Origin of the sequence: Mastigocladopsis repens PCC 10914, assembly GCF_000315565.1 — a bacterium.
GTDB lineage: Bacteria > Cyanobacteriota > Cyanobacteriia > Cyanobacteriales > Nostocaceae > Mastigocladopsis > Mastigocladopsis repens.
On record NZ_JH992901.1, the window covers coordinates 2,086,212 to 2,113,001 of the forward strand.

Annotated in this window: 27 protein-coding genes; 16 read left to right on the forward strand and 11 right to left on the reverse strand. The window is 42.6% G+C overall.

The genetic code is table 11. The features are described 5' to 3' along the window. Nucleotides 1-3 precede the first annotated feature (3 nt). Nucleotides 4-687, reverse strand: coding sequence for a DUF1997 domain-containing protein (locus MAS10914_RS0111380; RefSeq protein WP_017316058.1), 684 nt, complete (start codon nt 685-687; stop codon nt 4-6). A 189-nt stretch (nt 688-876) separates the two neighbouring features. On the opposite strand from MAS10914_RS0111380, the gene MAS10914_RS0111385 reads away from it, so the two are divergent. Beyond that, nucleotides 877-1,536 carry an NAD(P)H-binding protein gene (locus MAS10914_RS0111385; RefSeq protein WP_017316059.1) on the forward strand — a complete coding sequence of 220 codons (660 nt, stop codon included), beginning with the start codon at nt 877-879 and terminating at the stop codon, nt 1,534-1,536. A 186-nt stretch (nt 1,537-1,722) separates the two neighbouring features. Continuing rightward, on the forward strand, nt 1,723-2,352 hold the full coding sequence (locus MAS10914_RS0111390; protein ID WP_198015036.1) for a glycoside hydrolase family 24 protein: 630 nt from the start codon (nt 1,723-1,725) through the stop codon (nt 2,350-2,352). Between the two features lie 8 nt (nt 2,353-2,360). Here the strand turns inward: MAS10914_RS0111390 and menH are convergent, their stop codons facing one another. Then, nucleotides 2,361-3,170 (reverse strand): 2-succinyl-6-hydroxy-2,4-cyclohexadiene-1-carboxylate synthase, encoded by an 810-nt coding sequence (menH, locus tag MAS10914_RS0111395; RefSeq protein WP_017316061.1) that lies wholly within the window; start codon nt 3,168-3,170, stop codon nt 2,361-2,363. 114 nt (nt 3,171-3,284) lie between these two features. Continuing rightward, a complete protein-coding gene (locus MAS10914_RS0111400; protein WP_017316062.1) occupies nt 3,285-3,686 on the reverse strand; it encodes a metal-sensing transcriptional repressor in 402 nt (133 codons plus the stop codon). A 286-nt stretch (nt 3,687-3,972) separates the two neighbouring features. Here MAS10914_RS0111400 and MAS10914_RS0111405 point away from each other — a divergent pair, with 286 nt between their 5' ends. Next, nucleotides 3,973-5,184: an HhoA/HhoB/HtrA family serine endopeptidase gene (locus MAS10914_RS0111405; protein ID WP_017316063.1), complete on the forward strand. Its 1,212-nt coding sequence runs from the start codon at nt 3,973-3,975 to the stop codon at nt 5,182-5,184. Nucleotides 5,185-5,250: 66 nt separating this feature from the next. Here the strand turns inward: MAS10914_RS0111405 and MAS10914_RS0111410 are convergent, their stop codons facing one another. Further along, on the reverse strand, nt 5,251-5,637 hold the full coding sequence (locus MAS10914_RS0111410) for a hypothetical protein (RefSeq protein ID WP_017316064.1): 387 nt from the start codon (nt 5,635-5,637) through the stop codon (nt 5,251-5,253). Nucleotides 5,638-5,939: 302 nt separating this feature from the next. Continuing rightward, a complete protein-coding gene (locus MAS10914_RS0111415) occupies nt 5,940-7,163 on the reverse strand; it encodes an RNA-guided endonuclease TnpB family protein (protein ID WP_017316065.1) in 1,224 nt (407 codons plus the stop codon). A 123-nt stretch (nt 7,164-7,286) separates the two neighbouring features. Here MAS10914_RS0111415 and hslO point away from each other — a divergent pair, with 123 nt between their 5' ends. Then, nucleotides 7,287-8,192 (forward strand): Hsp33 family molecular chaperone HslO, encoded by a 906-nt coding sequence (gene hslO, locus MAS10914_RS0111420; protein WP_017316066.1) that lies wholly within the window; start codon nt 7,287-7,289, stop codon nt 8,190-8,192. Nucleotides 8,193-8,349: 157 nt separating this feature from the next. Further along, nucleotides 8,350-10,446 carry a hypothetical protein gene (locus MAS10914_RS0111425; RefSeq protein ID WP_017316067.1) on the forward strand — a complete coding sequence of 699 codons (2,097 nt, stop codon included), beginning with the start codon at nt 8,350-8,352 and terminating at the stop codon, nt 10,444-10,446. A 676-nt stretch (nt 10,447-11,122) separates the two neighbouring features. On the opposite strand, the gene MAS10914_RS0111435 is transcribed toward MAS10914_RS0111425, so the two are convergent. The 4 genes from MAS10914_RS0111435 to uvrB all read right to left on the reverse strand — a co-directional run bounded on the left by MAS10914_RS0111435 (nt 11,123) and on the right by uvrB (nt 14,547). Beyond that, entirely contained in the window at nt 11,123-11,569 is a 447-nt protein-coding gene (locus MAS10914_RS0111435; protein ID WP_017316069.1) for a type II toxin-antitoxin system VapC family toxin, read from the reverse strand. Then, on the reverse strand, nt 11,569-11,907 hold the full coding sequence (locus MAS10914_RS0111440; protein ID WP_017316070.1) for a hypothetical protein: 339 nt from the start codon (nt 11,905-11,907) through the stop codon (nt 11,569-11,571). Before MAS10914_RS0111440 ends, MAS10914_RS0111435 begins: the two co-directional genes overlap by 1 nt. A 247-nt stretch (nt 11,908-12,154) precedes the next feature. After that, entirely contained in the window at nt 12,155-12,340 is a 186-nt protein-coding gene (locus MAS10914_RS0111445; RefSeq protein WP_017316071.1) for a hypothetical protein, read from the reverse strand. Nucleotides 12,341-12,543: 203 nt separating this feature from the next. After that, nucleotides 12,544-14,547 carry an excinuclease ABC subunit UvrB gene (gene uvrB, locus MAS10914_RS0111450; RefSeq protein ID WP_017316072.1) on the reverse strand — a complete coding sequence of 668 codons (2,004 nt, stop codon included), beginning with the start codon at nt 14,545-14,547 and terminating at the stop codon, nt 12,544-12,546. Between the two features lie 276 nt (nt 14,548-14,823). Between uvrB and MAS10914_RS0111455 the strand changes: the two genes are divergently transcribed. From MAS10914_RS0111455 to hpsJ-A, 8 genes are all read left to right on the forward strand, one after another. Then, complete coding sequence (locus MAS10914_RS0111455; protein WP_017316073.1) at nt 14,824-15,249, forward strand: hypothetical protein; 426 nt, start codon at nt 14,824-14,826, stop codon at nt 15,247-15,249. A 318-nt stretch (nt 15,250-15,567) separates the two neighbouring features. Further along, nucleotides 15,568-15,750 carry a CsbD family protein gene (locus MAS10914_RS0111460; protein WP_017316074.1) on the forward strand — a complete coding sequence of 61 codons (183 nt, stop codon included), beginning with the start codon at nt 15,568-15,570 and terminating at the stop codon, nt 15,748-15,750. Between the two features lie 305 nt (nt 15,751-16,055). After that, a complete protein-coding gene (locus MAS10914_RS0111465; RefSeq protein ID WP_017316075.1) occupies nt 16,056-16,493 on the forward strand; it encodes a hypothetical protein in 438 nt (145 codons plus the stop codon). A gap of 76 nt (nt 16,494-16,569) precedes the next feature. Further along, complete coding sequence (locus tag MAS10914_RS0111470) at nt 16,570-17,094, forward strand: hypothetical protein (RefSeq protein ID WP_026082498.1); 525 nt, start codon at nt 16,570-16,572, stop codon at nt 17,092-17,094. Nucleotides 17,095-17,618: 524 nt separating this feature from the next. After that, on the forward strand, nt 17,619-18,365 hold the full coding sequence (locus MAS10914_RS0111475; RefSeq protein ID WP_017316077.1) for a PEP-CTERM sorting domain-containing protein: 747 nt from the start codon (nt 17,619-17,621) through the stop codon (nt 18,363-18,365). An 88-nt stretch (nt 18,366-18,453) separates the two neighbouring features. Continuing rightward, nucleotides 18,454-19,317, forward strand: a complete 864-nt coding sequence (gene crtA, locus MAS10914_RS0111480) for a cyanoexosortase A (protein ID WP_017316078.1) — start codon at nt 18,454-18,456, stop codon at nt 19,315-19,317. Beyond that, the gene (locus tag MAS10914_RS0111485) at nt 19,314-19,967 is read left to right on the forward strand and encodes a cyanoexosortase A system-associated protein (protein ID WP_017316079.1); all 654 of its coding nucleotides are present in this window, start codon (nt 19,314-19,316) and stop codon (nt 19,965-19,967) included. Before crtA ends, MAS10914_RS0111485 begins: the two co-directional genes overlap by 4 nt. A gap of 38 nt (nt 19,968-20,005) precedes the next feature. Continuing rightward, nucleotides 20,006-20,722 carry an HpsJ-like protein, cyanoexosortase A-associated gene (hpsJ-A, locus tag MAS10914_RS0111490; protein ID WP_017316080.1) on the forward strand — a complete coding sequence of 239 codons (717 nt, stop codon included), beginning with the start codon at nt 20,006-20,008 and terminating at the stop codon, nt 20,720-20,722. A 180-nt stretch (nt 20,723-20,902) separates the two neighbouring features. Here the strand turns inward: hpsJ-A and rpe are convergent, their stop codons facing one another. After that, nucleotides 20,903-21,610 carry a ribulose-phosphate 3-epimerase gene (gene rpe / locus MAS10914_RS0111495; RefSeq protein ID WP_017316081.1) on the reverse strand — a complete coding sequence of 236 codons (708 nt, stop codon included), beginning with the start codon at nt 21,608-21,610 and terminating at the stop codon, nt 20,903-20,905. Nucleotides 21,611-21,830: 220 nt separating this feature from the next. On the opposite strand from rpe, the gene MAS10914_RS0111500 reads away from it, so the two are divergent. Both MAS10914_RS0111500 and MAS10914_RS0111505 read left to right on the forward strand, forming a co-directional pair. Next, the gene (locus MAS10914_RS0111500) at nt 21,831-23,423 is read left to right on the forward strand and encodes a S8 family serine peptidase (protein ID WP_017316082.1); all 1,593 of its coding nucleotides are present in this window, start codon (nt 21,831-21,833) and stop codon (nt 23,421-23,423) included. A gap of 225 nt (nt 23,424-23,648) precedes the next feature. Beyond that, nucleotides 23,649-24,977: a serpin family protein gene (locus tag MAS10914_RS0111505; protein WP_017316083.1), complete on the forward strand. Its 1,329-nt coding sequence runs from the start codon at nt 23,649-23,651 to the stop codon at nt 24,975-24,977. Here the strand turns inward: MAS10914_RS0111505 and MAS10914_RS0111510 are convergent. Further along, a complete protein-coding gene (locus MAS10914_RS0111510) occupies nt 24,946-26,196 on the reverse strand; it encodes an AI-2E family transporter (RefSeq protein WP_017316084.1) in 1,251 nt (416 codons plus the stop codon). The two genes, MAS10914_RS0111505 and MAS10914_RS0111510, sit on opposite strands and share 32 nt — an antisense overlap. 100 nt (nt 26,197-26,296) lie before the next feature. On the opposite strand from MAS10914_RS0111510, the gene MAS10914_RS0111515 reads away from it, so the two are divergent. Then, nucleotides 26,297-26,689 carry a hypothetical protein gene (locus MAS10914_RS0111515; protein ID WP_017316085.1) on the forward strand — a complete coding sequence of 131 codons (393 nt, stop codon included), beginning with the start codon at nt 26,297-26,299 and terminating at the stop codon, nt 26,687-26,689. Nucleotides 26,690-26,790 lie beyond the last annotated feature (101 nt).

Consider the following 26,790-nt stretch of genomic DNA (forward strand, 5'->3'; position numbering starts at 1 on the left):
GACTCAGCGCTTTTTCTTAGAATTGACTGGAAAAGGTATGCCAAAAGATTGATGAAAATCTTCCTGGACTTTGCAGGTCAAGCGGCGGGAAACTTGGCGGACAATTTGGTTAAGTAGGCGATCGCCTGTAGAGTGAACCAGAGACTTGGGTAATCGTTGAATAAACCTGGGAAAGTGAATCGAAACAGTCAAATCCAATTCCCACTCCACCCGTGTCATTTCACCCAAGCAGATGGCAGAACCGTTTACCGCATTTTCTGACAATTGCATTGAAGCCCGATAATCCACATCATAACCAGGAGCGTGATAGTCAGGAATCGGGATAGTGCGGATGCGATAGACTCCTTCCTCTGGCGGTAATAGTTCTAAACCAATTTTTGGTTCGACTTCGTAACCAAAAGAACCGAAACGACCGATGACTAAGGCATAGCCATTGTTCCCCAACGGTTCCACCTTCATGGGATCAGCACAGCGCGAAAACCATGAGGCGTGATTATTGAGATATTCTGCAACGCTTCGGGCTGCAGCATACATTTCCATATAGTCGCTATAACGACCGTAAAACCTTGTTGCTGTGCCTACAGTTGCTTCTTGGGTTATTTCCCCAGCTTCTTCTAGCGTCGATGTCACGGACAAGAGTGCTTCAGTTGTGTCAAAAGACTGATAATCTGGGTTTTTTGAAATCATAAAAGCGTTCTTCTATAGTGAAAACGTTTATCTAAATTAATAATTCCCTTCGGAGGTACTAAGTTTCGTACTAAATCTTCATTTTGACGGAAATCTCAATCATCTGTCATGCAGTTCATCTAATCTGTACATAATCTCTAAAATAGAAAACTAAAAAACAGATACTAATTTTCCAGGATAGCGTTAATCATGAAAGCATTAGTAGCAGGGGCAACAGGTGAAACAGGTCGCAGGATAGTGCAAGAACTGAGAGCGCGCAATATTCCCGTTCGTGCTTTGGTCAGGGATATAGAGCAAGCAAGGAGTATTCTGGGGGCTGATGTCGAATTGGTCACAGGGGATGTGTTAAAATCAGAAAGCCTATCTGCTGCTTTGGGTGATAGCACAGTTTTACTGTGTGCCACTGGCGCAAAACCAAGTTTTGACCCGACCGGACCATATAAAGTAGATTATGAAGGGACTAAAAATTTGGTCGATGCGGCAAAGGCTAAAGGAATAGAGCATTTTGTCTTAGTTTCTTCTTTGGCGACTTCTCAGTTTTTCCATCCCCTAAACTTGTTCTGGCTGATTTTGTATTGGAAAAAGCAAGCTGAGGAGTACATCCAGAAAAGCGGTCTGAACTATACGATTGTGCGACCTGGTGGTTTAAAAAATGAAGATAACTCCAACTCAATTGTGATGCAAAGTGCTGATACATTGTTTGAGGGCAGCATCCCCCGGCAAAAAGTCGCCCAAGTTTGTGTTGAGGCGCTGTTTGAGCCAGCGGCAAAAAATAAAATAGTAGAGATTGTTGCTAAGGAAAACGCTCCCGCAAAAAGCTTTGGACAACTCTTTGCTAACGTGGCTTAAGTTAAGCCCTAAGTCAAAAGTCAAGAGTCAAATAACTCATGACTTTTGACTCACGACTAATTTTGTGAAATTTCCTGAATGAGTGCGTCGAAGACTGTTGTTATATTTTGATGACAATAGCAGGTAACTGTAAGGAGTCGGACTCTGAAGAAAGGCTTAGAACGCAAAGGCGGCGTTGAACAACTCATAGGGCCAATAGCCGCGCTTCTTGGCTTCGTATGTCTGTTGCAGTGGTATATATTTGGCAATTTCAGATTTTATAGCGATCCTATCTTTCGCAACAATCAGCCACCCTTGGTCATGAAAGGGGGAGACCCTTATATCCGTGCTTTAATGCGGACTATCTCAGCGAGTGAAGCGAGTAGTAACCGTCCTTATTCAGTTTTGTATGGCGGACGGCACTTTGACAACTTTAGCCGCCATCCTGAGATATGCATCACCATTGTCACAGGTCCCAACAAGGGAAATTGTTCAACAGCCGCTGGTAGATATCAAATTATTAATACTACTTGGTATACTCTAACTCGTCGCTATCACCCAAACCCAGAACGATTTATGTTTTGGGTTTCTTATAGTTTTGAACCAGAGTATCAAGATGCAGTGGTTTACCGTTGGCTAAATGATTCTCAATTTTGGGGAACTGATATTTCTCAACTGCTGCGTCAAGGAAAGTTACAAGAAGTTTTGCGGCGCTTGTCTCCTACGTGGACAAGTTTGGGATATGGTATAGAAACAAATTCTGTGAGTCGTTCTTTACCTCAAATTTATCAGAAAATTTTGCTAGAGGAATTAAAGACAGCTGGAAAATCAGTGTAAGGATCTACCTAAATCAAAAATAATCTGGCATTTTCAACAAATGCCTTGACCTTTTCAAAATGAATATTATGTCCTGAATGACTAATGACTTTTAGCTGACACAATTCACACATTTGAGCAATTTTTGTATTGATTACTATAAATTTTTCATCATCTTCACCAACTAGTAAAAGCAAAGTATTTGTATTCACTTTCAGTTTTTCCCACAAAGAAGGTTGACATCCAGTTCCCATTAATCGCAGAGACTTTGCCAACTCAATCGGATTATTTTGCAAACGAACTTCTATCAGGCGCTGAAATTGGGGATGATTTTTGATAGAGCCAAAAATCGCTTGACTATACCAGTTAGCGAGAAAATTAGCAAAATCATTTCTATCAACACTTCTTTCTAGTTTCCTGGCTATTTGCTCATCACGTTTAACTCGTTCTATTCGTTCTGCTTCTGTTAATAAACCAGGAGACGCTGATTCCAAAACAATTTTAGAAAAACGGTGCGGAAAATGTAAGGCGAGGTATAAAGCTAATCTCCCTCCCATTGAATAACCAAGCAAAAAGCATTTGGCAATTTTTAAATTATTTAGGAAATCGATTAAGGCATGGGCAGCCTTTGACATTGTATAACACTCATCACCACCCAAAATTTTGGTTTCTCCATGTCCAGGCAGGTCAATTGTCAGACAGTAAAAGTCATCAGATAGTAATGATATTGCTTCATCAAATTCATGGCTGTTTCCCATAAATCCGTGCAAAAAAAGAATGAGTGGTTTTGTTGGATTACCATTGAAAGAATAGTTAAATTGATAATTGGCAATTATCATATTTTAGCCATAGCAAATGGAATTCCCAGTTATACAAGCCAAAACAAGAATTTCATTGAAACCCGCGTAGGCGGGTTTAGTTTGTGTAGTTGCGATTTCCAATCGTCAAGGCATCTAAGGTAAAAACCTATCCAAAGCCGCTTTAAGTTGTTCAATTTCAACTTCAATATTGCCCTCTTTTGCGGCTCTGGCAACACACTCTGTTAAATGTTCATCCAGAACAATTCTTGCCACCCGATCAAGTGCTCCCCGCACTGCGGCAATTTGTAGTAACACATCAGGACAAGGGCTACTTTGCTGCACCATTGTTTTAATGCCACGAACGTGTCCTTCTATACGCGAAAGCCGATTGACTATTCGCCGCAAAGATTCTTCGCTATGAACATGAGGATGAACCGACTCTTCATTGTTATGAATATGCTGTGTATTGTCTTTGTCTGTATCCTCAAAGAGTAAATCCTGATTGTGTTTAGAAGTAGGTAAGGACTGTTTTGTTAATCGGTTCGAGCCATTCATAGGTTTTTATATAGGTGCTGCCAGTAAATAAGATCCTAGCCTAGAGGAGAGAGGAGGGGGTGAGGGGAGGTGGGGAGATGGGAAGAACACTAATATTTCTGATAATTTAGTAAATAAAATGATAAATAACTTACGTAATACCTGATTTGGAGGATGAGGGCGAGAGAGTGAAACCTGGAGCAATAAGCGAACGTCACTGGACAGTGATTCTCCTCAAATCTGCAAAAATAGCTATAGAGAGATTCACGATTAAGCAACAATTAGGCTGAAACATTAGGTTGTGGTTATGCGATCCAAACTACCCCGGTCAATACGCCAACTAAGTACTCATGTGCTAGCCGTGATTCTAGGAGTTGTGCTCACTGTTAGCACCTTGCGAGTGTCACCCTCTCAAGCAGAACCAGCGCCATCTGTCACTGCTGATTCACCACAACTTGTTGCCCAGAGGCAATCACCAGCTACTGCTGCTATTGGTAGTACCAGCTTTGTCACCGCAGCGGTGAATCGCGTTGGACCAGCAGTCGTTAGGATTGACACTGAACGCACAATTACCAGACGTGCTGCCGATCCTTTCTTTGATGACCCCTTTTTCCGGCAGTTTTTTGGTAACGGTTATTCCCAGCAGTTGCCTCCTGAACAATTACGCGGTCTTGGTTCTGGCTTCATTATTGACAAGAGTGGGTTAATTCTGACTAATGCCCATGTGGTTGATAAGGCTGATAAGGTAACAGTTCGCCTCAAGGATGGACGTAGCTTTGAAGGCAAGGTACAAGGCGTTGATGAAGTCACTGATTTAGCAGTCGTCAAAATTAACGCTGGTGGGGATTTACCAGTCGCACCCTTAGGTTCTTCAACGAGTGTACAGGTGGGTGACTGGGCGATCGCAGTCGGGAACCCCTTAGGATTGGATAACACCGTGACTTTGGGGATTGTCAGCACCCTCAGACGTTCCAGCGCCGAAGTTCGTATTCCCGACAAGCGCTTGGACTTCATTCAAACTGACGCCGCTATCAACCCTGGTAACTCTGGTGGACCACTCTTGAATGCTCAAGGCGAAGTGATTGGGATTAACACAGCCATTCGTGGTGACGCAATGGGTATTGGGTTTGCTATTCCCATCGATAAAGCCAAAACAGTCGCAGTCAAACTAGAACGAGGAGAAACAATTGCTCACCCATTCATAGGTGTGCAAATGGAAGAGTTAACGCCCGAAATGGCAAGGCAGTTTAACTCTAACCCTAATTCTCCTATTCAGTTGCCAGAAATGAATGGCATTTTGGTTAGGCAAGTGGTTCCCAACTCACCTGCTGCTGCTGCGGGAATACGTCCGGGAGATGTGATTGTTCAAGTTGATGGACAATCGATTACTAAGGGCGCACAGTTGCTTGATATCGTAGAAAATAGTCGTGTCGGTCAGGAATTGCAGTTGAAAGTGCAAAGAGGGAACCGGACACAACAGCTATCGGTACGCACAGCGCAAATGCAAAATGCCTCGTAACAATCTTAAATTTTGATAAATTTTGATAAAAACCCGGCTTCTTCAAAAAGCCGGGTTTGTTTTTGGTTAATGTCTTTTTGTGGTCAGAAACTGACGCAAACTCAGCAAATTTAGAGTTTGTCCCAGCGACAGGGGTAAAAGTGACACTCCCTCTAGACGAGACTGCACCCAACCTTCTCCCCAATACCATTCGTGAAAGCCGTCTATTCCTTGACTCAATAACAAGCGTAAGCAGTTGGGACGCGCCACATCTACTTGATGATGAATCGAGACTGGTCCGATCCGGGTAGTAAACTCGAATCCATGATGCAGTTCTTCTGGCATTCCGGTAGCAAAGCGACCTGTGGGGAGCCATTTTTCTAGTTCTCTAGGACGCAGCAGACTGTCATGAATTGCAGTGAGGGATGCATCCACTTCTATGCGTAGTTGGCTTTGTTGAAAATTACCTAGCATTTTTGATAGTTGGTAGTTGGTAGTTGATAGTTGGTAGTTGATAGTTGGTAGTTGATAGTTGGTAGTTGATAGTTGGTAGTTGATAAGTAAGTCGGTGTAAATAATTAAAGGTATGTAGTAAGCGCTTACTACCAGCGAGTTTCCACCCTTTACTTTTCTTTACAAAGTTGAATTTTTTCTCCCCTACTTACTTAGTTGTTCCACTTGCCATTTACTACTAACCACTACCCACTAACAAATGACAAATAACAAATATTAAATATTTGACACTCCCATGCATTTTACACAAGGGATTCTTAGTTCTAGCCAATATCCCGTAAGGGATATGTATTCACTAAGTGACCGCTACTCATTTCTGATTCACGGAGAGTAGGTGTACAGTATACTGTTCCCCTACTCTGCGGAGTGCCAAGCACCGCATAACCTGAATCGACACTTTCCATTGCAGATAGTGGTTCTTTTAAATTCAGGTCACAAGTAAAACCTACCCAGCGAGCTAAATTCACAGCAGCATTATGGTCTGCATGATGATAATGTCCATTTGGACAGTTAAAATCATGCTTCTTTCTATCACCTAGGGTTCCACAAGTTGAACAAGTTTTTGATGTGTAGGCAGCAGGAACTTTAATGACTTTGCGTCCTACCATCTCAATTTTGTATATCAACTTCTGCTCTAGAGAACAGAAGCAATGGCTATCCCAATCACCTAGATCAGTCATAGTCTTTCCAGATAGGTTGGTAGTCTTGAGACATCCTTTCAGGTCTTCTAAAACAACATCCGCATCTAGAAATTGGGTGAATCTAACGATTCTACGACTGATAGTGTGGTTAACCGCCTCAAGCCATCTATGCTCTTTTGTTTCTTGTTTCTTCAATGCTCTAAACTTCTTTGCTTGCAGTAGAGACTTCCTACGCTGTTGGTAGTATCTTCTACGATGCTTGGCACAAAGCCCAGAGAAAAAGATGGCAAAACCTCTAGATGATGCTGCGACTGCTAAATTATTCTGCCCTCTATCAACACCTATTCTGTTTTGTGATTGTACTTCTGGAACTTCCAAAGTAACGCTCATATAGGCATACCAGGCATTGCGCTTGTAGAGTAGCCTGATGCAACCTTTGTCACACTGATTAGCTAGTACTTTCTCTAGTACAGTTTGCCAGTGTGGGGAAGCAACTTCTACGGGAACTCGCTTAACACCTTTAATGGTAGGAAAACTCAGACTGTATGTATCGCCTACTTTGTGTAGGCTCCAATTCTGCTTGTTGATTTCAATAGGTAGCTTTGTGTAATTTTTAACTTCTCTACCAGTAGCAGAAATGGTATGCCGAATAGTTTGATTGCTGAGTGCAGAGGCAAGCGTGCTACTGATCTTTGCTGTTGTTATTTTACGCCGTTCCATATAGGGAAGAGATAGCAATTTGTTTGCCAGACAGATATTTTCTTGTTCCATCTGGGCAAACATCTCTGCTTTCACCCTATTTAAGTTGACAAACTTCAGCTTAATTGTTAGCTTCACTTGCTTCATGGCATCATTCTAACTCAATCATTACACACCTGTTTAAGTTAAGTTTTGTTATACTAGGATAACTATCATTCCCAGGCATAAAAGCAGGGAATCTCAGTAAGACATTATTGATAAGGGTTTTTCATGGCGGATCAATTAATTCGCGCCACAGCAGCTGAAGGCGGAATTCGTGCAGTCGGTGCAATTACCACACGCTTAACAGAAGAAGCAAGGGCTAGACATAAGCTTTCCTACGTGGCAACGGCTGCCTTAGGTCGAACTATGACAGCAGGCTTATTGATGGCTTCTAGTATGAAGCGATCTGGGTCTAGAGTCAACATCCGGGTGAAAGGCGATGGACCTTTGGGTGGTCTATTGATAGATGCAGGGCTAGATGGGACAGTACGCGGCTACGTAGAAAATCCATCTGTGGAACTGCCTCCCAATAACATAGGTAAGCTAGACGTTGGTGGTGCAGTTGGGGAAGGGTTTCTTTACGTTGTACGCGATGTTGGGTACGGCTACCCTTACTCCAGTACGGTAGAACTCGTTTCTGGTGAAATTGGCGATGATGTGGCGCATTACCTGATCACTTCCGAACAAACTCCTTCGGCTGTGGTTTTAGGCGTGTTTGTCGGAGCAAGCGGGGTAACGGCTGCAGGAGGGTTACTAGTGCAAGTGATGCCTAAAGCCGCGAGAGACGAAGCTCTAGTAGAAACTTTGGAATCACGGGTCGCCGCATTATCAGGGTTTACACCTTTGTTGCAAGCGGGTAAATGCTTGACAGACATCTTTCAAGACTTGCTGGGAGATATGGGGCTTGTTGTGTTTCCCGAAACCCAAATCCTACGTTTCCACTGTCGATGTTCCTTTGACCGGGTACTAGGAGCACTCAAAATGTTAGGTGAAGCAGAACTGGAAGACATGATTGTCAAAGATAATGGCGCTGAGGCAACGTGCGATTTTTGCGGTACAGTATATCAGGCAAGCAGAGATGATTTGTCTCAACTTATTGTCGATTTGCAAGCAGAGGCTTCGGCAAGGGTCTAAAGTAAAAAAAAGAATTTTAATTTTGGGAATACATGGTATCTGTGGAGGAAATATGATTGTGTAAGAAGTAGCTTTTTCAATTATGAGAAAGTTACTATGGCAAGGACAAAAGTTTGGAGCTATAACAGATCGCTATTCTATTATTTTGGTGTGAGAAATGACAGAGCGGGACATACCAGAAAGTTGGTTACCAAGTAGCCCAAAAGAGCCAGATAATATGACTAGAACATCCCGAGAGCAACAAGTTAGTGAAACTCATGCGTCTGGTGTCCAAGCGAGTGGTTCTACTTTCAAGTCTGTGAAACGCTCAAAACCAACTGATTCTGAAGAAATATCTATAGATAACCAGCCAAAAGAAACAGTATCACTCAGTACAAGTTCTTGGAAATTGCCCAAATGGACAAAAAGCTGGGTGTTGTGGACGTTATTGTTGGCGTTGGTGCCTGGCGCAATAGCCTTCGTTTCAACAGCAATGTTACTCAAGCTGCCATCTGCGCCAAACTGTCCATCGATTTTCTGGCCCTTGGCTAGTGCGTCGGTGCGGTTGCATTGCGCTCAGCTGGCAGCTTCTAAGCAGACGGTGAAAGACCTTGTGCAAGCGATCGCCCTCGTGAAGGAACTGCCAGAAAGTCACCCACTCCATGAAGAAATTGACCGTTTGATAGAACAGTGGTCACGAGATATTCTGCAATTAGCCGATCAGAGTTTCCAGGCTGGTAGCCTAGACGAAGCGATTGCAACTGCTCGCCAAGTTCCTCAAGATGAATCTGCTTATAAATTGGTAGAAACGCAAATTACCAAATGGCAATCCACCTGGTGGGACGCCGAAGGCATTTACAAAAAAGCAGAAGCTCAAATGCGTGAACAGAAATGGCATCAAGCGTTTATGCTTGCTGCGAAATTATTGCGTATAGATAATAATTATTGGGCAACGACTAAATACGACCAATTGAACCGTCTGATTGTGAGTGCGCGAGAAGATGGTGATAAGCTAGTAAAAGCTAAAACTTTAGCCGAAAGTAGGTCAGTCAATAATCTCCTCAAAGCCATCCAACTGGCAGAGTCGGTTCAGCGAGACAGTTACGTTTATCCAAAAGCTCAGGAAGTTCTGCCAAAATTTGGACGCGAAATGCTGGAGTTGGCACAGGCAAAGCTGGACGGAAAGGATGCGGACGAAGCCATTTCCATAGCCCAAAAAATTCCTCCTAGCACTGGGCACCAGATGGAAATAGAGGACTTTATTGTCTTAGCTGAAGCCCAAAGGAACGCATGGTTAGGGTCAACTTCCGGTTTAGAGGCGGCAATTGCCCAAGCTCAACAAATAGAGGCAACAAGACCAGTGTATGCAAAAGCACAAAAACTTATTGCTAGCTGGCAACTGGAAATTCAAGATGTCGCCCATCTAGAAAAAGCGCGATCGCTAGCAAGCCTGGGTTCAATTAACGATTTAGCAGCAGCGATCGCTGAAGCACAACTCATTCCTAAGAATAACCCGCGCGCACAAGAAGCAAGACAAGAAATTGGTAACTGGGTTGCTCAAGTGCAGACAATAGAAGACCGTCCTTATTTGGATCGTGCTGACCAGATAGCAATGTTTAATGACGTTAACACTCTCCAAGCGGCGATCGCAGAGGCAGGTCAAATTCGACGGGGTCGTGCGTTGTATCAAGAAGCACGAAGAAAAATTGGAAATTGGACGGCAAAGATTCAACGCATTGAAGACCAACCCTACTTGGATCGGGCAAGGGAACTGGCAAACAGTGGCGATTTACCTTCTGCTATTGCAACAGCTGGGCAAATTGCATCAGGACGAGCACTTTCGGGTGAAGCGCAAGCCGATATAAATGAATGGCAAGGGCAAATTCGTGCTAGAGAAAACTGGAAGAGAGCGCAGGAAGTCGCAATAACTGGAACTCCACAAGCTTTGGTAGAGGCAATTAGGTTAGCTAATAGAGTACCAGATGGTAGCCTCTTACGCAATGATGCTAATGTCGCTATAGACCAATGGGGTCAGCAATTGTTGGATATAGCCCGTGCTCAGGGAGAGTCTGATATGGTTAAAGGTATTGAGATAGCCAGGCTGATTCCACGAACATCTGCTGTGTACAGTGCTGCACAAGAACAAATTAGAGCGTGGGAGGAGTACCTCAATCCTCAGCCACAAGAATCTCCACAAGAATCTCCACAAGAATCTCCACAAGAATCTCCACAAGAATCTTATACTGTGCCATCGACGATTATCGAAGGGCAGTAAAGTTGGGTACGTTTGGGCTAGTTTCCCTTGAACTTTTGTTACCCGGGCGTACTGCTTCTTAATTTTTTACAAAATCTGCAAACCCTAGGACTGATTTATCGGTGAGCATATTCTCTGTTTAGAGAATATGCATGAATCGAATTCTCTATTGTCTTTTTTCAGAGAGAATTGTATCGTCTGAATTTGAGGCGGATAATTATCTTATCTGACTTCATGCAAGTAAAGTCAGGCAGGAAGCAATATCAATTCCCCATTGTCCCTTCCTGATGACCGTTGACCATTTTCGCTTTCACTCTATGTATGCAGTTTCTCATAACTGCGTACATATCGTTATTGACAACGTTCTTTTGGTCTTCCTTATCACCCAGTTCTTCCACAAGGTTGTGGTGGTCTCAGTCTTCACGGTGGGTTGCAAATCTTTCTTATCAGGAGTCGTATTCATGAGTTTTCTCCTTGAAGTATCTAGTTTCTTATGGGTGTTTCTCCCTAGCTTTCACCTTAGTCAACAAAGCGTGACAAAAAAGTGACGAACTTGGGACAATTCGCAGGAATTTGATCAATTTACAATATACGCGCTTTGAAGGCGTCTACCGCCGACTTGTCCTAACGGCTTTGGCGACTGGTATACAACTCAAGCAGGAAACTGCTAGAGCGCCGGGATTGACCAGCTTTGCTGTTAAGCTGTTACAGAGTCCGGGTGTACAGAGGTGATTACAGGTGTGTAACGGTTGAAGTCTTTTGTATTAAATGTGAGGATGTGGGTTAGTCCATGAACCAGCATGGCGGCAACCAGCCGCGTATCGTGGACATTAACGCCTTTAACCTGATACTCCACGACAAGCCGCTCCCACTGCTCATAAATGCTTTCAGTATCCAGATGCAGGGAGAAAAAAGCTTTTAACCGTTCGATTTCTTCTTGTGCTTCATTTGTAGTATGCCCCAATCCATTCTTCTGTGCAGGACGGGTATACACGTTCCAAAACTCAATGAAATTCTGGGGGACGACACAGAGCTTTTCTCCCCGATCTCGCAACAGAGAAACCGCATTGACGGCAGCGCCATACATGGGATGATGGGGATCTGCGCTACACAGGAGCACATTAGTATCTACAAGATACGCCACTACAGTAGGTCATCCTCATATATACTTTCCCGACTCAGCGCATATTCCGAAAGCGGTGGTGCGTTATGATGGTGATTTGCTGCCCATTCACGGAAAGCTTTTACCCATTCGGACGCTGTTGCCGTTTCATGGAAGGGGCGTTGTTCAACATTTTCTTTTACCAGTTGCTTGAGCATACTGTCCACATGAGGTTTAATCTGCTCAGGCGAAAGGTTGGTAATATGTGCCAGCGCCCCAATGACGCTTTCCATTTCTTCTCGGTGCAGTTCTTGTAAGCTCTGTATGTGCTGAGAGATGTGGGGTTCTTCGCTGCTGTTAAAAGAGGTATCTGTACTCATAGTGTTTCATAATAATTTACGTTTTCTCTCTTTATTATTAATAGTTTCAAGACCTTCATTTTGAAATATATCATTTTAATTAAGTAAATCCTTTTAGAAAGGTCAGTTTATAGATGGGGGAATTGTGAAACAAACACGCGATCACTCTGTGAAAATACCTTCTGACAAAAAGCGTCGCGCCTATCACTAGACACGAGCGCTTCACAAGTTGACACTTAAGTCAACAGGAGTGTTTCTGGATAGAAGGTTAGCCGAAAGTTTGAGGCTCATCGCCGGGGTAGTAGTAGTCAGATTTTTTCCATGAACCTCCTCCACCAACGACAGCAGCTTGGGCAGCCTCGTCGAGTTCTTCCACAATACAATCAAGCCATGTTGTGGTGGTCTCGGTCTTCACGCCGAGTTGCAAATCTTTCTTGTCAGGAGTCGTATTCATGAGTTTTCTCCTTGAAGTATCTAGTTTATACAGGGTGTTTAACCCTGGTTCCTTAGAGGATGTTTGTAAAGTTTAATTTCTTACTCACCTGAGCGACTTCTAGTCGCCTAACACTTTTAAAACATCCTCTTATACTTAGTCAACAAAGCGTGACAAACTTGGGACAAAACCGGACGAATATAACGCACATATTATGGAAAAGCTTATGAGCGTCCCACCAATTTATCCCGCAGATGCTTAATGCGATCGCGCAATTTCGCCGCCTCCTCAAACTCCAGTTTTTTCGCTGCTTCTTTCATCTGCGCTTCCAGTTGGGTAATCAACCCTGGAATCTCTTCCAAAGGCAATTCATCTATGTGTTGGTCAACTGTATCTAACTCAGTTGCATTTAATCGCCGCGACACTTCTAAGAAAGACAAAATCGCATTACTCGATTTCTTCTTCACAATCGGTTGCGGTGTAATTCCGTGCATCCGGTTGTAAGCCGTTTGAATGTTGCGACGCCTCTCGGTTTCTTCCATGGCTTTAATCATACTATTTGTTAGGTTATCAGCATACATAATTGCTTGTCCCCGCACATGACGCGCTGCTCTCCCAATCGTTTGAATCAGAGAACGTTCTGCACGCAAAAAGCCTTCTTTATCAGCATCCAAAATCGCCACGAGAGAAACTTCCGGTAAATCTAACCCTTCGCGCAGCAAGTTCACGCCAACTAACACATCAAAGTTCCCATCGCGCAAATCCTGTAAAATCTCGATTCGCTCAATCGAATTAATCTCGGAATGCAGATATCTCACCCGAATACTATTGTCTTGCAGATATTCGGTTAAATCTTCTGCCATGCGCTTGGTGAGTGTTGTAATAAGCACACGCTCTTGGCGGTCAACTCGGTCTTTAATTTCGCCTAACAAATCATCAATTTGCCCTTCTGTAGGACGTACAATGATTTCTGGGTCAATGACTCCAGTTGGTCTAATGATTTGTTCCGCCACATGACCTTCAGAAACTTCGAGTTCCCAATTTCCTGGGGTTGCGGAAACGAAAATACACTGATTTGCCTTTGTCCAAAATTCCTCTGCCTTCAATGGACGGTTATCAGCCGCACTGGGAAGACGAAATCCATGCTCAATTAACACTTTTTTCCGTGCTTGGTCGCCGTTATACATCCCGCGTATTTGCGGTACGGTCACGTGAGATTCGTCTATGACCAACAGCCAATCTTTGGGAAAATAATCAATCAAACACTCCGGTGGTTCGCCTGCATAGCGTCCTGCGAGGTGGCGAGAATAGTTTTCCACGCCGTTGCAATAACCCACCTCGCGTAACATTTCCAAATCATAGCGTGTCCGTTGGTCTATGCGTTGTGCTTCAAGTAATTTCCCAGCTTCTTCTAATTGTGCTTTTCGCTCTTTGAGTTCTGCTGCTATATCATCACAAGCCACCTCTAGCCTTTCTTCTGGAGTGACGAAGTGACGTGCGGGGTAAACATTCACCGCTTCCACACTCTTGATGATTTCACCTGTCACAGGGTCAACGTAGCGAATCGCGTCAATTTCATCACCAAAAAACTCCACGCGGATAATTCGGTCTTCATACGCTGGACCAATTTCCAACACATCACCCCGGACGCGAAAACGTCCACGACCCAATTCTACATCATTGCGACCATACTGAACTGATACCAAATCTTTCAGTATTTCCCGTTGGTTTACCTCCATCCCTACTTGAAAGGGAATGGCAGCTTTAAGGTATTCTGAGGGAATACCCAAACCGTAGATGCAACTAATAGATGCAACAACGATAACATCGCGCCGTTCAAAGAGCGATCGCGTCGCTGAGTGTCGCAACATATCAATTTCATCGTTAATCGAAGCGGTTTTTTCTATATATGTATCGGTGACAGGAATATATGCTTCCGGCTGATAGTAATCGTAGTAGCTGACGAAATACTCAACTGCATTATGAGGAAAGAAGTCTCGTAACTCATTACAAAGTTGTGCAGCGAGAGTTTTGTTATGAGCCAGGACTAGAGTCGGTTTCCCTACTTTTTCAATCACTGATGCTATAGTAAAAGTCTTCCCGGTTCCCGTAGCTCCCAGTAAAGTTTGGTACTGATGACCAATATTTACACTCGCAACAAGTTGGGCGATCGCTTGTGGCTGATCACCTGTTGGTTGAAAGGGAGCTTGAAGACAAAATTTTGTCATACAATTTCACTGGAAGTACCATATTTTATGGTAGCGAATGCGATAACTAGGTGTGCTACACAGTTGGGAATGATTTATTCCCATTGCACCTGATCTACATTGGCAATATTTATTTATTAAACTTTACAAAAGTTTTTTATATATCTAAAACTTTCAAAGACCATTATACTCAACTCTATATAAGCTTTATTGAAAATTCAACTTGAATATTAAGGAAAAATTTAACTTTACCAGAATATTGTAAAATTAATTAACAATACCTTGAGGTAAGAGGATATGAGCGTAAGCAGCTCTGGTAAAGCAATGAGTCCTCGGCAAAAGAGTTTGAAGCACAAGGGAGAAAAGACAGTGGAAAATAATCAGGGTCAAAAAATGAAAACCGATAAGGTTGAGCAAAATGGTGAACAGCCCGTGCCGTTAGAATCGCCAAGTAAACTGGAAGTCAGTGATACACTAGCGATCGCTGGGATACGTCCAGTCACCTCCAGTCATTTACAAGTTGTAGAAACTCAGAATGTCATGGGTATGCGTCCCATTACTGCAAACACATTCCACGTTGTTGACACTATTCATGTGTCTGGAGATCGTCCAATCGCTTCAAGTGATCTCGTCATTTCTGAAACATACTCTATCATGGGCAATCGCCCAGTTGCATCCAATGTTATCGACGATTCTGAAGGTCTGATGGGTTTTCTTGATTAGACAAAAAGTTTTACAAATAACATTAATCAACCCGGTTATCTACAACCGGTTTTTTTTATGAAAAAGTAGGATGCGTTATGAATTGTCCGTAATGCATATTAGCGATCGCGCTTCGACTCAGCATTTTTAAATAATTAAATAGCGGGAAGGAAGTCGTTATGAGCGATTTCTTCTCACTCTTTTAGCATAGGCGACTAATATACCTTGAGGTGGAAGGCTCTAGCAAAAATATTAAGCTAAGTTGTATGAGTGATAACAAAGAATTTCAAAGTTATAAATTGACTTTGAAAGAAAATTCCGAGAAATAGGGAGGTCAAAATGAGCTTAGAAGATCGTGCAAAAGCTACTGCTAAAAACATTGAAGGTAAAGCTCAAGAAGCAGCAGGAAATATCACTGGCGATCCAGAAGATAAAACTGAAGGTCAAGCAAAGCAAGCTGAAAGCGAAGTTCGTCACGGTATTGAAGACGTAAAAGATAACGTCAAGAAAAAGCTTGACTAGAATTGGGTCTTGCTGCTGAAATTTTAGGTATTTGTTACAGGGGAATTTCTTTAAAAAAATACCTAAAGGTTAGTTAAAATTAGCAGCTAATGTAAACGCGTATTATAAAAGCGCGGGTTCAATCAAGTCCGCTTACGCGGACTTTGTTTTTTAACACAGGACTTCACAATTAAATGCAAATTGCTAAAGTAAAGAATGTCCTTACTAAATCACTTACCTAAACATTTACACAATATAGGCTTAATTAACCTAAATAAACCTTCTATTTAAGTAGGTTTTTAAAGTATTTTTTGGAGGTAATAAACATGAGTCTGCTTCAGCAGAGCCGTAAGATCTTGGCAACATGTGTCTTGATTTTAGTCCTAACATTAACTACTGCTTGTAGTGGTGGTACCGCAACACAAGCTAACCGCACAACCAACCCACCAGTTATTAGTCGAGATATCGCCGGAGAATTACAGCGAGGTAATAGCCAAGCAGGACAAAGCTTTGGTAACTGGGTTGTGCAAGCATCCCAGGGATTAATTACAGATGCATTTGTGCGTGACAACAATAAATTAGGCGTTGTCATTTCCTCGAAAGTTCCTCCTAGCGATGTTCGCGCCTTAGCAAAATCACTGGTAGAAGGTTTTCACAAGAATTTTCCCAATCAAGACTTAACAGTTTTGGTATATGCGCCAGACAAAAAACTGATTTTGACAACTCAGTATGATGTGCAAACAAAACAAGTTCAGTACACTTAAAAGCTGAATTTGCATCAAAAGTTTGAGCGCAGCCAGTTGATTTGAAAATTTTGACGAGAAAAAGGAGATAAGAAAAGTGAGTAGTAGCGACCAATACAGACGTCAAATTATGAATGATTTGGCTCAAGGAAATGTTGAATCTCTAGATGAGACAACCGCCGCTTCAACAACACAGTACGACAATTTTGACGATTTTGCTCAACGTTCAACACACGAAGAACGTCGTCAGTTGTTTGGTCGGTCTTTGCATCATGACAATATTCCTGCTAACCAAATGGAGCCAGAATTGCAAAAGGCGATCGCTCAAATTAAGCCTAATGAACGGGATGATGTCGCCCGCGCCTTCTTCAAGCACTTCAAGCAAAGAGGACTAGACGATCGCCATCTAGAGCAACAACTTGGTCTCTCCACCCATGTCCCAGGTCGGATGAGCGCTGATGATGTTAGCAAACTTGCGTCCTTTGCTTATCACAACCATCCCGACATTTTCCGTGAAGTGTTGGCAGAGCAACCTGGTATTATCAAGTTTCTCAGCAATCCTGTTGTCGCAGCTGTTTTAGGAGTTGCAGCAGCTAAGTGGTTGGGTAGTCACCACCGATAAGTGTTGAGTTGAGTGTTGGGTTCTTAGATTTTTGGGGTGGGCTATTCGCCCACCTTTTTCATGACTCCTTTCTACAAGTATCAAAACTTGCAATAAAAATAACTAAAAAATTATCTTTATTCAGCAATAAATTTACGAAATTTTTACACTAAGCGATGCGGATAATCTATATGGAAGCATTATAAAATCTAACTTTTGGTACTTGAGAATATATACTTATAAAGTAGATGAATTTAAAATTTGCATAAAGACCAATAAAAGTAGTTGATTTTGCTTATCTAAAAAGTAACACTTATCACTATGCTTCCTCAGAAGCTTTACTGAAAACATTGCTAGTGCCTCAAAAATGAGAGCAGTTTAAGAGTAGACATCATTCTTATTGGTGTTTCTATTTACGAGAGGTGCGACAGGTTATTTTGTAGCCTGCCGTAGTGTTTTTTACATACAAATATTTTGAGGTACTAGCGAATCTCACTCCAGGGTAAATCTACCGCAACCTTTACCTATTTATAGGAGTGAGTTCAATGACTAGATTTCAGGTTAGAAGAAAGGTACGCAAGGCTTGTTCTAAGGCAAAGAATGTTGCTGTAACTACCTCTGTTTGGAACAAATTATCAACCTCTATACTGGGGGTGGCTGTACTTGGTTTGGGAACAGCTGCAGCCCCAGCGCAAGCAACTACACTAACGGGCTTTCAAACTTCTGGAAACCAGATGGCTGGTATGCAGGTAACAGCCAATTTCCTTGATGGAGGATCGCAGACAGCGATTTGGAATGCTACAGGATCGGGAGCAGGCGGAACAACCGGTACAAACTGGTCTTTAAGTCAATCAGGTGATACATTTACTCAATCTTGGACACTAACCGCTAATCAAGCTATTACCTCCTTGACCATTAATGCCATTTCAGGGAACACAATCTTTGATACAACCTTTGATAATAATGAAGGTACATCTGGGTCGGCTCTGGGTAAAACTTTTTCTGTAATATCTGGACAAAGTCCTGATTCCTTCGACTACTCCACACCAATTGATATTTCAGTGGGTGACCTGTTTGGTGAACTGACATTAAACTGGAACAACGGATTTACAGGTAGCCTAGAATATGTTGCCGATACTGACAGTGGTACTAAGACAGATCCAGTTAAGCCTGACCCTAATCCTGTTCCAGAACCCCTGACCGTATTAGGCTCATTAGCAGCTGGTGGCGTCGGTGCAGCTTTGCGCCGTAAGTACAACAAGCAACAAGAAGATACTGCAAAAGTCTCCTAAAACTACATAGGTAGAATCTAAATCCTACCCCATATCATTATTAGCCAGGGGTTATAAACCCCTGGATGGCAGCTAGAGACATCATTTCATGAAAGCTTCCCACCTCACCTCAGTCTCACGACTCAAATATCCCCAATTCTGGCTATTAGCAATAGGAGCAAGCTTCATTGCCATTCATTTGACTCTAACCTGGAAAGCGGACAATACCAGCCTTTTAGGTATGAGTTTTCTATTTTGGGCAGCTATATCTTCTCTAGTCTGGGAAAAGCGCCACAGTTTAAATCTAGAAAGTGGTATTTTCTCCAGCTTTTTTGGTCTATCAATTATTGCGCTGTTACTTATAAAGAGTATATCTCTAACAAGTCTAGGTGGTTTTCTGTATCTTTCACCAGCGATTTTTGCCTTTGGGCTGGCGGTGCTGGCGTCTGGCTTTAAGGGCTTAAAGCAATATAGGGGTGAATTACTGGTCCTGTCTTCTATCAGCTTACCTAAAGTATTACCCTTGTCGCTCATTGATATATCCCTCTTTACTGCTAAATTTTCCACTTTGATTCTTTGGTATACAGGTTCTGAAGTTGCTCGAAATGGAGTTATAATTTCTCTTCCTTCAGGGAGCGTAGAAGTTTATCCTGCCTGTTCAGGGTTAGAACTTATTTTTCAAATGTTGAGCTTATCTCTACTTTTTCTCTTAATGTTTCCTCAGAATGGGAAGCAAAAAATTATTGTGCCGATAATAGCTGCTACTTTGGGGTTTATTGTTAATGGGGTACGAGTTGCTCTGATGGCTATCTTGGTAGCACAAGGACAGATGGAAGCATTTAAATACTGGCATGAAGGAGATGGTTCACTAATATTTTCGCTAATTGCTGTCTTATTTTTTGGATTTTTCTGCTGGTTTTTAGTTGAAAAGACTGAATTAAGAAGTAAAGATGCTACGGAGTCGTCAAGGTGACTATTTGGAAACAATTCCGTGTACCGCTTCTGGCTCTAACTTTTAGTAGCGTCGTTTTAGCATTGGGAAATGTGGTGTTGTTCCCTATAAAAGACAAACGTACAAATACCCCGTTTGTTTTCCCTGAAAAAGTATCGTTACCACAGTGGCAGTTTAGTATGAGTCGTCTTTTGGCAAAGCCAACAAAAGAGCATACTGAACTCTTTGCCCAAAAGCATTATCGATACCTTAGAAACGACTTATTTCTAGATATCGAAATGCGTTATTTAACAGATGGAGATGGTGAGAGACTTTTTAGAGAATACACTTCCATTTCATCCTCTGCTAATGTGCGTCAGCGAGAAGGAGTAGGCTATTACGGTCTTGGAGTTAGCAAGCAGCGAGCTTATTTAAGTGCCTGTATTAACTCTCAAGGTAGCAGTACATTTACTCTAAAACAGTTTAACCAAAACCAGTATTTTTCTGACCTGCACCCTCAACGGCTACTGTCTTGGTTATTGGGTCAGGAAAGTCTCAAAGACAAGCGCTGCCTTTGGGCACATTTATCAATTCCCTTAAAGAGTTCTTCTCCTGAAGCTGCGTACCAAGTTTTAGAAACTGCTTGGTTTTCTTGGTATCAATGGTGGCAACCTCGCTTTCCAAAACATTAAATTTTTGTACACTCTTTCTATTCTATTTTATTAGCAAAATGACTAAATCAAGTGGCGATAGATTCAATCCCGTGGTTCAAGAACTACAGCAGTTTGCCTTTAGTCAGCAAAGTTCGATTACAATTATGCGAGTGCTAGGTTATGGTCTGTTGTTATTGGCATTATTCGACATCATTGAGTTGTTTGTGCCACCCAACTTTATGAACCCTGCTTGGGAATTTCAAACAATAGGGGCGCTCGTTGAACGGGTACCAGTGCCTTTAATTGGTCTAGTGCTAGTATTTTTTGGAGAGCTACATTCGCGAACCCAATGGGAACTCCCTATTTTAAAATTTTTATCTTGGCTGACTTTATTATTTGGAATATTGTTTTTTCTACTGATACCTTTAGGACTGACTAACACCGTTCGATTAAATAACCAAAGTGTAGCTCAGATTAAAACTGTATCTACTCAACAAGTTTCTCAGGCTGAACAATTGGAACAGCAGGTGAGTAAAGCCTCACCAGAACAGATAGGGAACTTTCTCAAGAGCCAAGGTCGCCAAGTTGATGGCAAAAATCCTGATGAATTAAAAAATCAATTATTATCAGAAGTCTCGAAAGCTAAGGAACAGATAAAGAATCAAGCAGAAGCAACTCAATCTCTTAGAGGTATTAATTTGATTAAAACTTCTGCAAAATGGAATCTTGGTGCTTTGGTTGCAGGGACTTTGTTTATCAGTATTTGGAAGGGAACCCGTTGGGCGCGTAATTGACATGATGGGGGAACGCAAATGGATGTTTTCCCCTCTTTGCGTGTTTTAAGCTGTTAGAATTAATACCATCGACCATTCTATAGGTGTAGAGACGTGACGCCATCGGCATCAGGGAAACCCTACCAAGAGCGCTGGCTCGCCATAGCACGTCTCCACTACAACGTCTCTACAGACAAGAGTTTACGCTGTTGCCAGTTGCGGAGTAGGACGCTTGCTGTTACGAATACCCTCTATTGCTTCAGCATAATCCTTAGCCTTAAACACAGCTGAACCAGCTACAATCGCATTTGCCCCAACTTCCAAAACCTGCCAAGTGTTATTTGCCTTCAGTCCCCCATCCACTTCAATCCAAGGATCAAGACCACGTTCATCGCACATTTGACGCAGCTTGCGGATTTTTGGCACAACTTCAGGAATAAAGCTTTGACCACCAAAACCGGGGTTGACGCTCATAATCAACACTAGGTCGCACAGTTCCAGGACATAATCAATAAGCTCCAGAGGGCTACCGGGGTTAAGTACCACTCCCGCTTTTTTACCAAGCTCTTTGATTTGCCCTAATGTGCGGTGCAGGTGGGGAGAAGCATTGTGTTCGGCATGAACATAGATGTGATCTGCTCCTGCCTTTGCAAAATCCTCTACGTACTTTTCTGGCTCCACAATCATCAAGTGGACATCCAGAGGTTTTTCCGTCACTGGACGAATAGCCTCCACAACCAAAGGACCTATCGTAATATTAGGTACAAAACGACCGTCCATTACATCTACGTGAATCCAATCTGCGCCTGCCTTGTCTACAGCACGAACTTCATCTCCTAGACGACTAAAATCTGCTGATAGGATGGATGGAGCTACTACAATGGGCTTTTTAGATAGCGTTTGGGTCATGGCTAGTGGGTTTTTAAGCGTCCTGGTCTGTAAGTATTGTAACAAAACTTGAGCAAGCGCTCATCTGTTTGATAAGCGCTTTTTGAAAGTGGGATTGGTTAGTGGTTAGTAGTACTTTATGACAATTAACTAACATATGTACAGACACGCTTTCATGAAAGCGTTTCTACAACCAACTACTAACTACTAATTACTAATAACTGACAACTCATAACTGACTATGGCGAACAAACAAACTTGGATCATTTGGGGATTAAGTGCTTCCTGCTTGAGTGTGCCAGTATTTGCTGCGATGGAATCTCCTTTTGGAACTAATGGTATTGATGCTCTTAGGCTACACCAACCTCCATATAATTTAATCGGTCGTAAGATTGCCATTGGTCAGGTAGAGATTGGGCGTCCAGGTAAGTTCGGCTTGGATAAAGCAGTCTCTAAAAATCACACAGTATCTATAGCAGGAGTATTCCTTCGCAATAGAGCTGCTAAGTCAAATAGCGGGGTTGACCCCCACGCCTACAATGTAGCTAGTATCATGATTAGTACAGATAAAGCTTTTCCAGGAATTGCCCCAAGAGCGCGATTGTACTCGTCTGCTGTGGGTTCTGGTAAAAGCTTAGGTCAGCCAGAAGAGTGTTTGTCCGCACAGCATATAGCGCTACAAAATGGGGGAGATGTCCGCGCAATTAACTTTAGCTTTGGCGAACCTTTAAACCGTGACCCAAGACCAGAGCCTGTTTTAGATGGCAATGCCTTACTCACTTTATGTATTGACTGGTCTAGTCGCGTTCACAAGACTCTATACATAATTGCAGGCAACCAGGGAAAAGGTGGTATTCCCATACCTACAGACAATTTTAATGGAATGAACGTGGCTTTTTCATCCCGTCGAGGAGGAATTTTTAATAAAGTTGACGTTTCTAATTTGGCTGCTGTGAGTGAAGGAATGGCGACTCGGCTAGCCGGAAAGGAGATTAATCTTGGTCCGCGTCGTGCTATTAGTATAGTTGCACCCGGAAATAACATTCCCTTGCTTAATCCAGATGGGAAAAACAACAAAGTTACAGGTACGAGTTTTGCAGCACCTCAAGTAACGTCTACTGTAGCCCTTTTGCAGGAGTTCGGTGATAGACAGCTGCGGACAAAACAACCCAACTGGAGCATAGATTCTCGCAGACATGAAGTGATGAAAGCAATACTGCTGAATTCAGCAGATAAAATCCAAGATAATGGCGAGGGTTTGCGCTTGGGAATGACGCGCACGCTCATTGATAAACTAAGTCAAGACTGGCTAGCTTCTGATGCATACAAAGACCCAAAAATTCCCTTGGATGCCCAAATGGGATCTGGTCATTTGAACGCATTTCGCGCATATCAACAATTTAGCGCCCTTCAATGGAATCCAGCCCGCACTGTACCAGCCATTGGTTGGGATTATCGCACAGTCAATGCAGAGGCATCTGTAGAATACGAGTTAGCAAAACCTTTACAACAGGGGAGTTTTGTTGCCATCACCCTAAATTGGGATAGGTTGGTAGAGCTAAACGACAAGAATAAAAATGGTCAGTTTGACGCAGGAGAAGATTTTCGCAATCGCGGCTTAAACAACCTCGACCTTTATTTAGTCAAAGCCGATGATCAAGATGGAAATGCTGACGCTGTATGTTCCTCAATTAGTGATGTTGATAGTGTAGAACATATTTTCTGTCCCGTTCCTGCTAGTGGTCATTACAAAATCCGTGTTCAGTTTCAAAAGAAGGTAAATGAAGCAACTCAGCCTTATGCTTTAGCTTGGTGGACTGCACCCGCTAAGTAATTGGAGATGGGGAGTTGGGAAACTGGGCAAAGACGAAGAACGTAAGACAGTTACCAATTCTTAATCTTTGTAATTAATACTTATTGACTAATCATACTGATGACTAGTTACCAAAATAAAGTCCAAAACTGTACAATCACTGTTGCTAAAACTGTAACCGCTCAGTGATTATGTCATTTGAGATGCCATAGTCAAGACAAAGACTTTGGCGATAATGGTGGTAACATGAAGCAGAAATTTAGCAATGCTCGGGAAAGTTTCCTGCAAAGACGTTACGGTGTTCGTTTGGGAAGACGTTACGTTTTGGCTGCTGCTAGCGTTGTCCTTATGGGTGTTATAGGATGCTCTCAAGTTAATACTAGCACGAGTGCATTTGCCCAATCGCGTCTACCTCGCTCAGAATCTTCTATATCAAAACAAGTATCAAATCCTGAGAGTAAACTTGTTGCTGCTAACACTAAGTTTGGCTTTAAACTGTTTTCAGAAGTTTTGAAAAACGACGATGGCAAGAACATTTTTGTTTCACCTTCTAGTGTAGCAATTGCCCTTGCGATGACCTACAACGGTGCTAGTGGCAGCACAAAAGAAGCAATGACTAAAGCTCTGGAGTTACAGGGGTTGAATTTGCAACAAATCAACTCCTCTAACGCGGTGCTCAAAAAACTATTAGAAAACCCAGACCCCAAAGTGCAACTCACGATTGCTAATTCGCTTTGGGCAAATAAAGACGCCAGCTTTAATCCAGATTTTTTGCAAACAAATAGAGATTTTTATACAGCTAGAGTTACCAATTTAAACTTTACAGATGCAGATGCGCTAAACATCATCAATGAATGGGTTAATGAAAATACAAGCGGAAAAATTAATAAAATAGTTGAAAAAATAGAACCTAACGAAGTTTTATTTCTCATTAATGCCATCTATTTTAAAGGTAGCTGGACAAATGAATTCGACAAACAGCAAACAGCAGAATATCCATTTTACCTCACCTCAGGTAAGCAAAAACAACACTCAATGATGTCACAATCAGGTGACTATAGATACTATGAAAATAAACAATTTCAGGCAGTGAGTTTACCTTATGGTCAAGGTGATAAGATTAGCTTCTATATTTTCTTACCCAAACAGAACTCTAGCCTAAAAAGCTTTTATCAAAACTTGAATGCACAGAACTGGGAAAATTGGATGACTCAGTTCAGCAAACACGAAGGATTTGTTCGCTTGCCTCGCTTTAAAATGGACTATGACGTAACGCTGAATGATGCCCTTACAGCTTTAGGTATGGGCGAAGCTTTTAGCAATACAGCCAATTTTTCGCTCATGGGCAAAAATTTAAAAATGAGCGAGGTCAAGCATAAAACTTTTGTTGAGGTAAATGAAGAAGGTACAGAAGCTGCTGCTGCCACTTCTGTGGCAATAATGCCAGTGTCAGCTCAACTACCACCACAAGAGCCATTCCGGATGATTGTTGACCGTCCTTTCTTCTGTACAATTCGAGATAATCAGACCGGAAGCATTTTGTTTATGGGTTCAATTGTGGAGCCACTGTCTTAGAAGGATTCACCTCAGAACGGTTGGCTTGAGTATTTGGAGGCGATGTTTCTGAGACAATCGGTGCAGCTACCTCAACAGAATGGGCTTCAGTAGTGCCATCAGTTTGGGTCTTGTAAGAAGATTCTCCACTTCCTTCAGAAACCACTTCAACGTTATGACTGGAAGCAGAAGGACGCAAGGCACTTAAAGCAGTTTTAATGACAACAGCGCTGGGTACCGCCACAATGACACCCAAAAGCCCACCAATCCTAGCACCTGTCAAAACCGAAACGAGTGCCCAAACTGGATTTAAACCCGTAAAAGTCCCTAAAATGCGGGGACCAATAATGTTTTCCAGAATTTGCTGCACAATGACGGCTGCAATTAACACCCTTGCCCCCATCCAAACATCTTGCAGCGCCACCAGTAAGGTCGTTGTGGCAATACCCACAGTCCCTCCATAGGGAACAAGAGCCATGATGCCAATAGTTAAGCCAAATAGCAGACCGAATGGGACTTTCAGCCACAAAAAGGTGGGAATGAGAGCTGATGCCATACAGGTAGCTAAAATCAGTTGGGTGATAAAGAAATTTTGAAAGCTAAGGCGTATTGTTTGAGTAAAAGGCTCGCGAAATTTAGCAGGTAGCCAATCTACCAAACTCTGCCAAAGTTCATCCCCATGCTGTAAGAGAAAGAAAGTCAACACCATTGTCAAAACAAAGTCCAGCAGGCTGGTGAATGTGACGACAGCCAGATTCAAAACTTGTCCGGCGATCGCCTGCAATTGTCCTTTAACGCGGTCGTTAATTTGTACAACCAGAGCATCAAGGTTAATCGGTAAGCCAAGGCTTTCCGCTTTCTCGTTGAGCATCATCAGCTGCGATCGCCCAGAATCAATCAAATCCGGTATGCGAGCCACCAGTTGCTGAGCCTGGGTTAGAGCTAACGGGATGAGGGTGACACCCAATGCCAGCAAAATCGATAAAGCGAGTAAAAAGACTAAGATAGCAACTTGCTCTCGCTTCGCACCTTGACGCACCATCCAGCTTACAGGGTAGTTAAGCAGAAACGCTAACACTGATGCTCCGACTAAAATGACAATCAGCGAGTGAAAGTAATGAAAAATTGCTGAAATCGCCCAACCGTTGAGTACTAGCAGTGGAGCGAACAGAGCGATTGCCAAAAATCGTGCTAGGGGTGTTAGTGTTTGCCACCAGTTTAAGAGCTTGCGTGTCTGCATCTGCCAATTGCCGGATACAACTATAGAATTCTTTAAAGCCTATTATCTCTGACTACATCACTGTGATTCATCTCTCTTGTTTAAGATTGCACTCACCCAAATGAAAAATTTTGAACCCCTTGACAATTCTCACCATCGTGAAGACCCAGCCACTCCTCCTACACAGCTGCTTTTCTATCTGATTCCAGTCGTTGGCTTTTTCCCCTCTATGTGGACTCTCTACCGCCGTCAGGGAAGTCGGGAACAACTCGCTGTTAGTCGTCTGTCAATAACTTTAGTCTTTGCGTGGCTTTTGGGTTATCTCTTGCTAGCAACTGGGGCGGCAACTTCAGAGTTTTTCACACTGCGTCTACTCATTCTTAATAGCTTTCTCACTTCTGGGTACTTTTTGGTTAGTATCTGGTTAATTGTTCGTGTCGCTAAAGGCAAATCAAAGCGATTACCTGGGATTAGTCGCTTTGCCGAAAAAGTGCTTGGCAAATACCTGTCCTAAGTCTCTAAGGCTCAATGCAACTGCCAGTGTTTCTACTTAATTTGCTAAAAAAATACGCATTTTCTTCTTAACAACTCTAGCCAAATCTCTTTTCATGTTGC

What these genes read in the sequence shown, in the direction of transcription:
- MAS10914_RS0111415 (WP_017316065.1), bottom strand. Translation starts at nt 7,163, where the DNA reads ATGAAGCAAGTGAAGCTAACAATTAAGCTGAAGTTTGTCAACTTAAAT.
- MAS10914_RS0111400 (WP_017316062.1), bottom strand. Translation starts at nt 3,686, where the DNA reads ATGAATGGCTCGAACCGATTAACAAAACAGTCCTTACCTACTTCTAAA.
- menH (WP_017316061.1), bottom strand. Translation starts at nt 3,170, where the DNA reads ATGATAATTGCCAATTATCAATTTAACTATTCTTTCAATGGTAATCCA.
- MAS10914_RS0111410 (WP_017316064.1), bottom strand. Translation starts at nt 5,637, where the DNA reads ATGCTAGGTAATTTTCAACAAAGCCAACTACGCATAGAAGTGGATGCA.
- rpe (WP_017316081.1), bottom strand. Translation starts at nt 21,610, where the DNA reads ATGACCCAAACGCTATCTAAAAAGCCCATTGTAGTAGCTCCATCCATC.
- MAS10914_RS0111385 (WP_017316059.1), top strand. Translation starts at nt 877, where the DNA reads ATGAAAGCATTAGTAGCAGGGGCAACAGGTGAAACAGGTCGCAGGATA.
- crtA (WP_017316078.1), top strand. Translation starts at nt 18,454, where the DNA reads ATGAAAGCTTCCCACCTCACCTCAGTCTCACGACTCAAATATCCCCAA.
- MAS10914_RS0111460 (WP_017316074.1), top strand. Translation starts at nt 15,568, where the DNA reads ATGAGCTTAGAAGATCGTGCAAAAGCTACTGCTAAAAACATTGAAGGT.
- MAS10914_RS0111475 (WP_017316077.1), top strand. Translation starts at nt 17,619, where the DNA reads ATGACTAGATTTCAGGTTAGAAGAAAGGTACGCAAGGCTTGTTCTAAG.
- MAS10914_RS0111440 (WP_017316070.1), bottom strand. Translation starts at nt 11,907, where the DNA reads ATGAGTACAGATACCTCTTTTAACAGCAGCGAAGAACCCCACATCTCT.
- MAS10914_RS0111445 (WP_017316071.1), bottom strand. Translation starts at nt 12,340, where the DNA reads ATGAATACGACTCCTGACAAGAAAGATTTGCAACTCGGCGTGAAGACC.
- MAS10914_RS0111380 (WP_017316058.1), bottom strand. Translation starts at nt 687, where the DNA reads ATGATTTCAAAAAACCCAGATTATCAGTCTTTTGACACAACTGAAGCA.
- MAS10914_RS0111465 (WP_017316075.1), top strand. Translation starts at nt 16,056, where the DNA reads ATGAGTCTGCTTCAGCAGAGCCGTAAGATCTTGGCAACATGTGTCTTG.
- hslO (WP_017316066.1), top strand. Translation starts at nt 7,287, where the DNA reads ATGGCGGATCAATTAATTCGCGCCACAGCAGCTGAAGGCGGAATTCGT.
- MAS10914_RS0111405 (WP_017316063.1), top strand. Translation starts at nt 3,973, where the DNA reads ATGCGATCCAAACTACCCCGGTCAATACGCCAACTAAGTACTCATGTG.
- MAS10914_RS0111455 (WP_017316073.1), top strand. Translation starts at nt 14,824, where the DNA reads ATGAGCGTAAGCAGCTCTGGTAAAGCAATGAGTCCTCGGCAAAAGAGT.
- MAS10914_RS0111510 (WP_017316084.1), bottom strand. Translation starts at nt 26,196, where the DNA reads ATGCAGACACGCAAGCTCTTAAACTGGTGGCAAACACTAACACCCCTA.
- MAS10914_RS0111425 (WP_017316067.1), top strand. Translation starts at nt 8,350, where the DNA reads ATGACAGAGCGGGACATACCAGAAAGTTGGTTACCAAGTAGCCCAAAA.
- hpsJ-A (WP_017316080.1), top strand. Translation starts at nt 20,006, where the DNA reads ATGACTAAATCAAGTGGCGATAGATTCAATCCCGTGGTTCAAGAACTA.
- MAS10914_RS0111505 (WP_017316083.1), top strand. Translation starts at nt 23,649, where the DNA reads ATGAAGCAGAAATTTAGCAATGCTCGGGAAAGTTTCCTGCAAAGACGT.
- uvrB (WP_017316072.1), bottom strand. Translation starts at nt 14,547, where the DNA reads ATGACAAAATTTTGTCTTCAAGCTCCCTTTCAACCAACAGGTGATCAG.
- MAS10914_RS0111515 (WP_017316085.1), top strand. Translation starts at nt 26,297, where the DNA reads ATGAAAAATTTTGAACCCCTTGACAATTCTCACCATCGTGAAGACCCA.
- MAS10914_RS0111500 (WP_017316082.1), top strand. Translation starts at nt 21,831, where the DNA reads ATGGCGAACAAACAAACTTGGATCATTTGGGGATTAAGTGCTTCCTGC.